Genomic DNA, 8165 nt, shown 5'->3' with positions numbered 1-8165 from the left:
CTCTCGTTATGAACGAGGGACGACCGGGGCAGGTCAGAACTTGTCGCTTGAAACGCTCCCGGAATCACCGTCAATCACACCGTCAGGCTTCGCGCCGTGGCCGCCTGGTTCCGACTTCTCTGAGTGTCGGCGCTCCTACACCACGCCATGGGACACTATCGGGTCTGGTCACCTTGCAACTCAAAAAGAAACGTGGCACGTGTAACCTATGCTTGTGGGGATGCCATTGAACTTTCGTAAAAGGTACAGCTGGCTTACTTGTATAAGGTTCTCGATGGCCCTCGGGAAGGCAAATCGTCGCAGTTTCGCGAATTATCTGTGCGTTTGCCCGATATCCGCTGGCGGTGGTGTGCAGTCAAGATCTTCGGCGCATCGACTCCGACGGATCCTTCGGTTGCAGGGGCCGGTGGGCCCCCTTTCTCTTCCGAACTGCGGGATACACTCGAAAGCTCAGGATAGGACGTTCGGTGTGTGATCTTCAATTTCGGTGACAGGTTCTATGGCGGTGTCGATCGTCAGAGTAACGTCAGCATTCCGGTCGAGAATGCCGATCTGGCCTTCCCGCTGGCCGAAGCAGGCGGTCTGAACGGCCAGGTCGCACGGGCGAGATCGGTCTTCGTGTTCCGCCTGCGTGGCCCGGGCGGCGTGGCTTCGGCATACCGGTTAGATTTCTCGCGCCCGGACGCGCTGCTTCTGGCGCGAGCCTTCTGCCTGGCGCCGGACGACATCGTTTATGTGGCATCGGCCGAAGGCGCCGACTTCCGGAAGTTGGTGGGCATGATCCTTTCACCGCTACTGGCAGCGGCCAGGACAACATCAAGCTTAAGGGAATGATCCATGAACCAAATGACCGAAATGCCCTGCCTTGCAAGGGGCGCCGAACTGCCGAAGCTCGACTGTGCCAGGATCGGTGTGATCGGAATGGGGTATGTCGGGCTGCCGCTTGCCGCTGCCTTCGGCCGCGACTTCACTACCGTCGGTTTCGACATCAAACGCCAGCGCATCGACCAACTTGTTTCCGGTCAGGACAGCACCGGCGAGCTGACAGAAGAAGCGCTGAAGTCGGCGCGAAAGCTGCGGTTCAGTTGCGACGAACGGGATCTTGCGGATTGTAATGTACTGATCGTCGCCGTGCCGACCCCGATCACCAAATCCCGCACCCCTGACCTCGCGCCACTGATTGCAGCATCCGAGGTCGTCGGGCGCTGCATCCGCCGTGGTGGCGTCGTGATCTATGAATCTACGGTCTACCCCGGCGCGACCGAGGAGGATTGTATTCCTGTCGTCGAGCGGATCTCTGGCCTGCGTTACAATGTGGACTTCTTTGCCGGCTACAGCCCGGAGCGCATCAATCCGGGCGACCGGGAACGCCCGCTGAGCCGCATCGTGAAGGTGACATCTGGCTCCACACCCGAGGCGGCCGAATTCGTGGACGCCCTCTATCGCCGGATCATCACCGCGGGAACGCATCGCGCCGCATCGATCCGCGTGGCCGAGGCCGCGAAGATCGTCGAGAACACGCAACGCGACGTGAATATAGCGCTGATCAACGAACTCTCGATAATCTTCGCCAACCTCGGCATCGACACGAACGAGGTTCTTGATGCCGCAGCCACCAAATGGAACTTCGTCCGCCTGCATCCCGGTCTGGTGGGCGGGCACTGCATCGGGGTCGATCCCTATCACCTGGTGCACAAGTCGATCGACGCGGGCCATGTTCCTGACATCATCCGCACAGCGCGAGAGATCAATGACGGCATGGCACGGCATGCAGCGGTGCGGCTGGTTTCGGCGATGGTGGCGCGCAACCTTCCGGTGAAGGGCGCCCGCGTCCTGGTGGCCGGGTTCACCTTCAAGGCCAACTGCCCCGATACGCGCAACACCAAGGTGGCCGATCTTGTCTCGCACCTGCAGGAGTGGGGTATGCAGGTCGAGCTTGTCGATCCCCGGGCCGACCCGGATGCTCTGAAAGAGGAGTATGGCCTTGACCTGGCCACGGCCCTGCCATCGGCCGCACAGGGCTATCATGCGGTCGTTCTGGCGGTGGCCCACGAAGAGCTTGTGGCGCCGGGACCGCAACGACTGCGCTCGCTTCTGAAACCCGGCGGCGTGCTGTTCGACCTGCCCGCCGCCTTTCCCAAGTCCGAAAGCGAACTGAGGCTCTGAGAGATGACGACCCTTGCCGAAAAGGACATCGCCGCGCTGAAGGCCTCGGGGCTGTTCGACGCCGACTGGTATCGCGCGACCTACCCCGATGTGGATGCTCTGCGGATGGACCCGGCAGAGCATTACGTGAAATATGGCAGCGCCATGGGGCGCATGTCGGCTGCCGGCGAACGACTCGATCTTTCGGTGCTGGAGCGGCTGGAGAGACTGCCAGCGCCGAAACCCGGTCGGGCATTGCTGGAGGCGCATGAGATCTGCCGAAGCGGGGATGATGCCCTGGGCCTGGCCTATGCCCGGCGCCATCTGCCGCCCGAACTTTCCTACACCATCGAGACACTTCGAGCGAACGCCGCTCTGCGTCGAAAGGACGAAGCTGCATGGCTCCGCCATCTCAATGCCCTGCTCGCACGTTACGGTTCGGCCCCCGTCCGGCTGAAGGAAGGACCAACCGTGCTAGAACGCTTAGCCACCGCGCCACTGCCCGCGGTCACCGGAGGGCCGCTGATCAGTGTCATTGTGACCGCATACAATGCTGAAAGAACCATTCGTGCGGCATTGCAGTCAATTCTTAACCAGACTTACCGAAATCTCGAGGTCATTGTCATCGATGACAGATCTGAAGATCTGACTTGGAGCCATATCTGCAACATCGCTCAGGGTGATGCGCGCATAAAGGCTGTAAGGAATCCCGCAAACATAGGCACCTATTGTTCGAAAAACATCGGACTAAGGATTGCTTCGGGAGAATGGGTAACCGGTCACGATGCCGATGACTGGGCCCATCCAGAATGGATTCATAAGCATCTTCAATTCATCCTGCGTGGCGACATGGCATCCCGCGTCAGCAATGCCATGATGCTGCGAATGCAATTTAGCGGTGAAATTGACAGGCTGACTCCGATCGGCGCCTATTCCATCGATGGCGCCAGTCGGGATGCCCCGATCTCCTGCCTGTTCAAGCGGGATTTCTTGCGTGACGTACTTGGGGGTTGGGACAGCGTCCGGTTCGGCGCTGATTCCGAGATCATCGAGCGGTCCAAGATCATTCTTGGTGATGAATTCAAGCGGGTGCCTGTTCTCGGCATGCTGTGCATGATTTCCGCCGAAGGTTTGACCTCGCAGCCTGAACACTTCATCGACAGCCGCACGGGGCCTTCCGAGAATCCACGGATCTATGCGCAAAGCTATAGAAAATGGCACGAAGGGTACAAATCGAAACCCGCCGAGTTCCCGCGTCTGGATCTTCTGCGCGCAGTCGGCGAGCGCTTTTTCCCGGCGCCGCAGTCATTCTTGCCTTATCAGCCGAGCATTGCAAGGGCCGTTTCTTCCAACTTGAGTGATCTGGCAGAGAGGGAGCATCGCGTGTCAGTGCTGTGCGCTTCGAGGCGCCCTGCCTTGGTGCCGCTCGTTGCGAAAATGCTTCAATGTCAGAGTCACAGGAATTATGAGCTCGTTTTTGTCGCGCATGGCGGAAACTTTCAGAAGGATCACCTCGAGTCGGCCTTCTCCTGCCTACCGTCTTTCACCCTGATCGAGGCCAGTGACAGTATTCCCTTTGGCGTGGCTCTCAACATGGGTCTTGAAGCCTGCTCATCCGACCTCGTGATGAAGATGGATGATGACGACTTCTATGGCCCGGCTTACATAGCTCGTTCGCTGTCAGCATTTCTTCACAACGGGCACGACAACGTGGGTGTCGTCGGCAAGGGTCGCGCTTATGTTTATGTAAGCGCAATGAATTTCCTCGGGATACGCTTTCCCGATCGCAATGAGAACTGCATCAGAAGCCATGTGTTTGGAGGCACGCTGTTCTGGTCGAGGCGCAGGACGGACTATCAGGTGTTCAGGCCATTGGCGAAGGGCGTGGATGTAGCCTTTCTTGAAGACGTCCAGAACCGCGGATGCAGGGTTTTCTCTGGAGACAGATTTGATTACATCCACTTCCGGCATCTGAAACCATCGCACCATACCTGGCAGATAACGGATGACGATTTTATCAGGCCGGCAAACAAGATTCATACAGGGTTGGATCTTGCCTTGGCTTGCAGCAGTTACGACCGGGAGGGTCTGGCGGAACTTCAGGAAAAATTCGACACTATGCTTTTGGAGAGTGAGACGAAAGCTCAGGGCAATGAACCGCTGCAAAGCGGCACAAAGTCTGTCTTGTCATGAATGTCGGCGTTGACAGTCCATACGAGGTGCAACTGTTGTTCCCACCCGCCGAGGCCGAGGTCTTGCGCGGGGCATATGCGGACGCCCGGGTAATCCTCGAATATGGCTCGGGGGGCTCGACCATCGTTGCTTCGGAACTGCCGGACCGGCTGGTGTTCAGCGTCGAATCCGACCGGGCCTGGGCCTTGCGGTTGCAGGCTGAAATCGACCGGCGCACTTTGCCTTCGCCGGCCTTGGTCTATCATGTCGACATCGGGACGACCGGTGACTGGGGGCGCCCCGTCGGGCCGGAGGCATGGCCCCGGTTTTACCGCTATCCGCTAGCCATCTGGGACGAACCCTTCTTCCGGCAGCCCGATGTCGTGCTGATCGACGGGCGTTTCCGACCGGCCTGTCTGATGGCTGTATTGCTGCGCAGCGAAAGACCCGTAACCGTGCTGTTCGACGACTACCGAGACAGGCCCGCCTATCATTCGGTCGAACGCTTCGTTTCCCCTAGTGCCCTGGTCGGGCGCATGGCCGTCTTCAGGATCGAGCCCAAACGGTTTGATCCGGCGCAGACGACCGCCCTGATGCAGCAGTTCTTCCGCGCAACCTATCACGGGCGCGGTCCTGTCAACTACGCCAACGCTGACGCCGCCGAAGAAATTAGGCCAGTGGAAGAGGACAAGGATGTCTGAGGTTACCAAATTGTCTCCCGAAGTATCCCAGGTGGCGCGGATCGCGACCGATGTCTTTGCACCGGCCTCCTTCGACTTCCTTTTCCTGCGGCCGCGTCATCTGGTGGATTCGCCGGCGGTCATACATCTGCCATTGCTATTCTGGACCTGCGCTGCGCTGCGTCCGCGGGATGCCGCCGTGGTAGGTGTTGGTGACGGGATTGTGCAGTTTGCCCTGTGCCAGGCGATCGAGAGGCTGGGTGCCCAGGGGCGCTGCACCGGCTATGGCTTCTGGGGCAACCCACACCCCGAAATGGATGGACGAGACATTCCAGAGCCACTGCTTCACCATCAGCAGGTCTTCTACGAGGACGTGTCCCGTCTGTTGTCCGCCGGCAATCTTGACCGTGTCGCCGCTGGAATGTTGCCTGGCTCGCTGGACTTGCTCTGGCTGGACTTGACCGCCGCCCCCGATGGCCTTGCTCAACGGGCAGAGCTGCTTCAGCGCGCTCTGCGTCCCGGTGGCGTCATGTTTCTGCACGGCGTTAATCTAGTTGCAAGCGACAGCCCGGACGGTCTGGCCCTGCGTCGCCTCAAGGCCGAAAGGCGCGGTGTGAGCTTCGATGGAGATCAGGGCCTGCTGTTGTTGCCAGCGGGAGAGGGCATTGCCCCGCGGATTGCGGCGCTTATCGCAGCGGCTGATGGGGCACAACTGCCCCCTGAGGTCGAGCGGGTTTTCCGCCGCATCGGTCATGGGCTGCTCGCTAGCGTTCGTCTGGCCGATGCCGCTGCTGCGCGCACCGATGCCGAGATGCGCGCATCGGAAGCTAGGAAGGCCCTCGAAACGGCCGAGAATGCCGTGCAAAGCCTGAGTTCTTCCTACGAGCTGCGCCATCGGACCTTGGCCGAGGTGCAGAGTGCCCTGTTCGATGCGCGGATGATGGTCGCCGACCTGAAAGAGCGGATCACCTCGATCGAAGCGGCGCGAACGAGAGAATGCCTAGATCACGAAGCAACAGTTGGCGAACTGCGACGCCAGATGGACAACCTCCGTGCAAACCTGGACCAATCCGAGATCGCCAGGGCATCACTCAGCGCTTCACATGCGGCAGCGGAAGAAAAGGCGCGTGACCGGATTGAAGCACTTTGCGCGGAGGCCGAAAGCCTGCGAGAACGGCTTGCCGAAACAGAGCGCGAACGCGAGGCGCATCTTTCCGAAACCGCAGCCCTTGCGCGGATTTCCGAGGATCTGCGCAGTCAGCTGGCCCAGGCCGCAGCGCGCAACGAGGAACTGTCGGGGCGCCTCGAGACGGCTCAAAGGCTCATTCAGGATACCGAGGCGAAACTGAAGCGAGAGATCTCCGAGGAACGGCAGCTAAGATTCCGCGAGACGGCGACACTTACCCGAATGCTCGAAAAGATGAAAGCCCAGGCAGCCCGAAAGCCCCGCCCTCTGGAGGAGTGGCTGGTCAAGCGATTTGTCGGCGACGAGCGGAAACTGCGAAAATATTGGAGGGATCGCGTGGCATTCTTTTCCGACTCGCGCTCATTGCTGGCGCGGGCCTACCTGCGGCTCCGTCCGGGGCACTAGCTGTGGCCAGTATTTTGGGTCTGCCGTCAGGGCTATGCCGGTGGTTCGCCGATGCCGTATTGATGCGACGGCATGACTATCTGGAAGTCCTGCGGAAAACCGCCCTTTCCAGTGGGACGGAGGATTCCGGTTCGATATATGCGTGGTTTCGGCTTGGCTGCTACCGCAGGGTCATTGAGATAGCGGATCAACGCCCGCCGCGCTCGGCCCATGACATCTGCGCTGTTGCTGTTTCACTGGCGGCGGTTGGTCGCTTTCGCGACAGCGAGACGTTCGTGACCGGACACCTTACGAAGCTCCGGCGCAGGCCTCGTCGCGCAGTTGAAACTGCCCAGGGGATCGTGCGCTTCATGCCCGCCCTCGCGCTTCAGATCTGTGACGGCATTCCGGCAGCTCGCAGTCTGCGCTCTGCCGCACATTTCGCCTTGGGTGAGGTCGATCAGGCGCGACTGGAACTGCGCGGTGTCGGTACGATCGATCGCGGCGCGCTGCTGGCCGGACATCATCTGCTGGTGGCAAACCTGTCCGACGATCCACGCCTGAAAATCAAGGCCGTAAACCGTCAGCTGAGTAGCGCAGGGCTCGAAGGTCTTATCCTTGACCAGCAAGAGCAGGGTCTGGTGCTGGAGAACCTGCGCAATCCGCAGGTTACGGCCTGCGAAGCGGGTCCGCTCGTCTCGGTCATCGTTCCTGCATTCGATGCCGCCGACCATCTTCGGATGAGCGTCACCTCCCTCTTGCAGCAAAGCTACAGGAATCTGGAGATCATTATCGTCAACGATGGATCATGCGACGGAACCGGCCAGATTGCGGAAGAGCTTTCAGCATCGGATGACCGCGTGCGGGTACTGCACTTCGAACGGAACCGGGGTGCCTATGCCGCACGCAATGCGGGGCTTCGTGCCGCCACGGGATCCTTCGTCACCGTTCACGATTCCGATGACTTCGCACATTGCCGGAAGATCGAGCGCCAGGTTGCTCCGCTCATGCGAGACAGCCGCATGGTCTTTACAACTTCGGACCTCGTTCGTGTCTCGGCGGAGGGTCTTCTGGCGCGGCGCGAGGTCTATCCATTGCAGCGGATGAACAGCAGTTCCCTGACCTTCCGACGTGATGCAGTCCTGCGCGACTGCGGACTGTGGGAGGAGGAAAGGGTAGGGGCGGACGGAGAATTCCTTTTCCGCTTGCATCGGATCTATTCCGAACACCAGCGAGCGCGCTTGCGCCAACTGCTTACCTTTGCGGCCGATCGTGCCGGCTCGTTGACGGCGTTGGTGCCGAACGGGGCACCGGGCGTGCCGGCCGATCCGCGTCGACTCGATTACACCGAGGCATACACCCTTCGCTGGTTACGGGAAGGGTGGAGCGACAGGCATGGCTGATCGCGAGCCAAGACTTGACGCTGCACTTCGGCTCCGGCGCGCGCGCGGCTGCTGCTGGCCCCGGTCTGGTTGGGCGAATGCGTCAGAACCGCAGTAGCGCCTCGTCGCGCGTGACATGCCCTCCTGACGTTGCCCCCAACTTTCATCCAGCGTGAGCGAGACTTCGGGTCTGAGTTTTGCCCATTTGGGGGGGGG

General features: G+C 60.3%; 6 protein-coding genes. All 6 read left to right on the top strand.

Annotated elements, in window-relative coordinates; translation table 11 throughout:
• The first annotated feature begins 471 nt into the window (after positions 1-471).
• The 6 genes from EZM81_RS17475 (at position 472) to EZM81_RS17450 (ending at position 7970) form a co-directional block, all read left to right on the top strand.
• Positions 472-834, top strand: a complete 363-nt coding sequence (locus EZM81_RS17475; RefSeq protein ID WP_136646658.1) for a hypothetical protein — start codon at positions 472-474, stop codon at positions 832-834.
• A gap of 3 nt (positions 835-837) precedes the next feature.
• On the top strand, positions 838-2166 hold the full coding sequence (locus EZM81_RS17470) for a nucleotide sugar dehydrogenase (protein WP_371685771.1): 1329 nt from the start codon (positions 838-840) through the stop codon (positions 2164-2166).
• 3 nt (positions 2167-2169) lie between these two features.
• Entirely contained in the window at positions 2170-4338 is a 2169-nt protein-coding gene (locus tag EZM81_RS17465; RefSeq protein WP_136646657.1) for a glycosyltransferase, read from the top strand.
• A gap of 26 nt (positions 4339-4364) precedes the next feature.
• A complete protein-coding gene (locus EZM81_RS17460) occupies positions 4365-5018 on the top strand; it encodes a hypothetical protein (RefSeq protein ID WP_211195444.1) in 654 nt (217 codons plus the stop codon).
• Positions 5011-6588, top strand: a complete 1578-nt coding sequence (locus EZM81_RS17455; protein WP_136646656.1) for a class I SAM-dependent methyltransferase — start codon at positions 5011-5013, stop codon at positions 6586-6588. Before EZM81_RS17460 ends, EZM81_RS17455 begins: the two co-directional genes overlap by 8 nt.
• A gap of 62 nt (positions 6589-6650) precedes the next feature.
• A complete protein-coding gene (locus tag EZM81_RS17450; RefSeq protein WP_136646655.1) occupies positions 6651-7970 on the top strand; it encodes a glycosyltransferase family A protein in 1320 nt (439 codons plus the stop codon).
• The last annotated feature ends 195 nt before the right edge of the window (positions 7971-8165 follow it).

The organism is Tabrizicola sp. YIM 78059 (assembly GCF_004959785.1).
Taxonomy (GTDB): domain Bacteria; phylum Pseudomonadota; class Alphaproteobacteria; order Rhodobacterales; family Rhodobacteraceae; genus Tabrizicola; species Tabrizicola caldifontis.
This window is presented reverse-complemented; position numbering and strand designations above follow the sequence as displayed.

What these genes read in the sequence shown, in the direction of transcription:
- EZM81_RS17470 (WP_371685771.1), top strand. Translation starts at nt 838, where the DNA reads ATGAACCAAATGACCGAAATGCCCTGCCTTGCAAGGGGCGCCGAACTG.
- EZM81_RS17465 (WP_136646657.1), top strand. Translation starts at nt 2,170, where the DNA reads ATGACGACCCTTGCCGAAAAGGACATCGCCGCGCTGAAGGCCTCGGGG.
- EZM81_RS17455 (WP_136646656.1), top strand. Translation starts at nt 5,011, where the DNA reads ATGTCTGAGGTTACCAAATTGTCTCCCGAAGTATCCCAGGTGGCGCGG.
- EZM81_RS17450 (WP_136646655.1), top strand. Translation starts at nt 6,651, where the DNA reads ATGCGACGGCATGACTATCTGGAAGTCCTGCGGAAAACCGCCCTTTCC.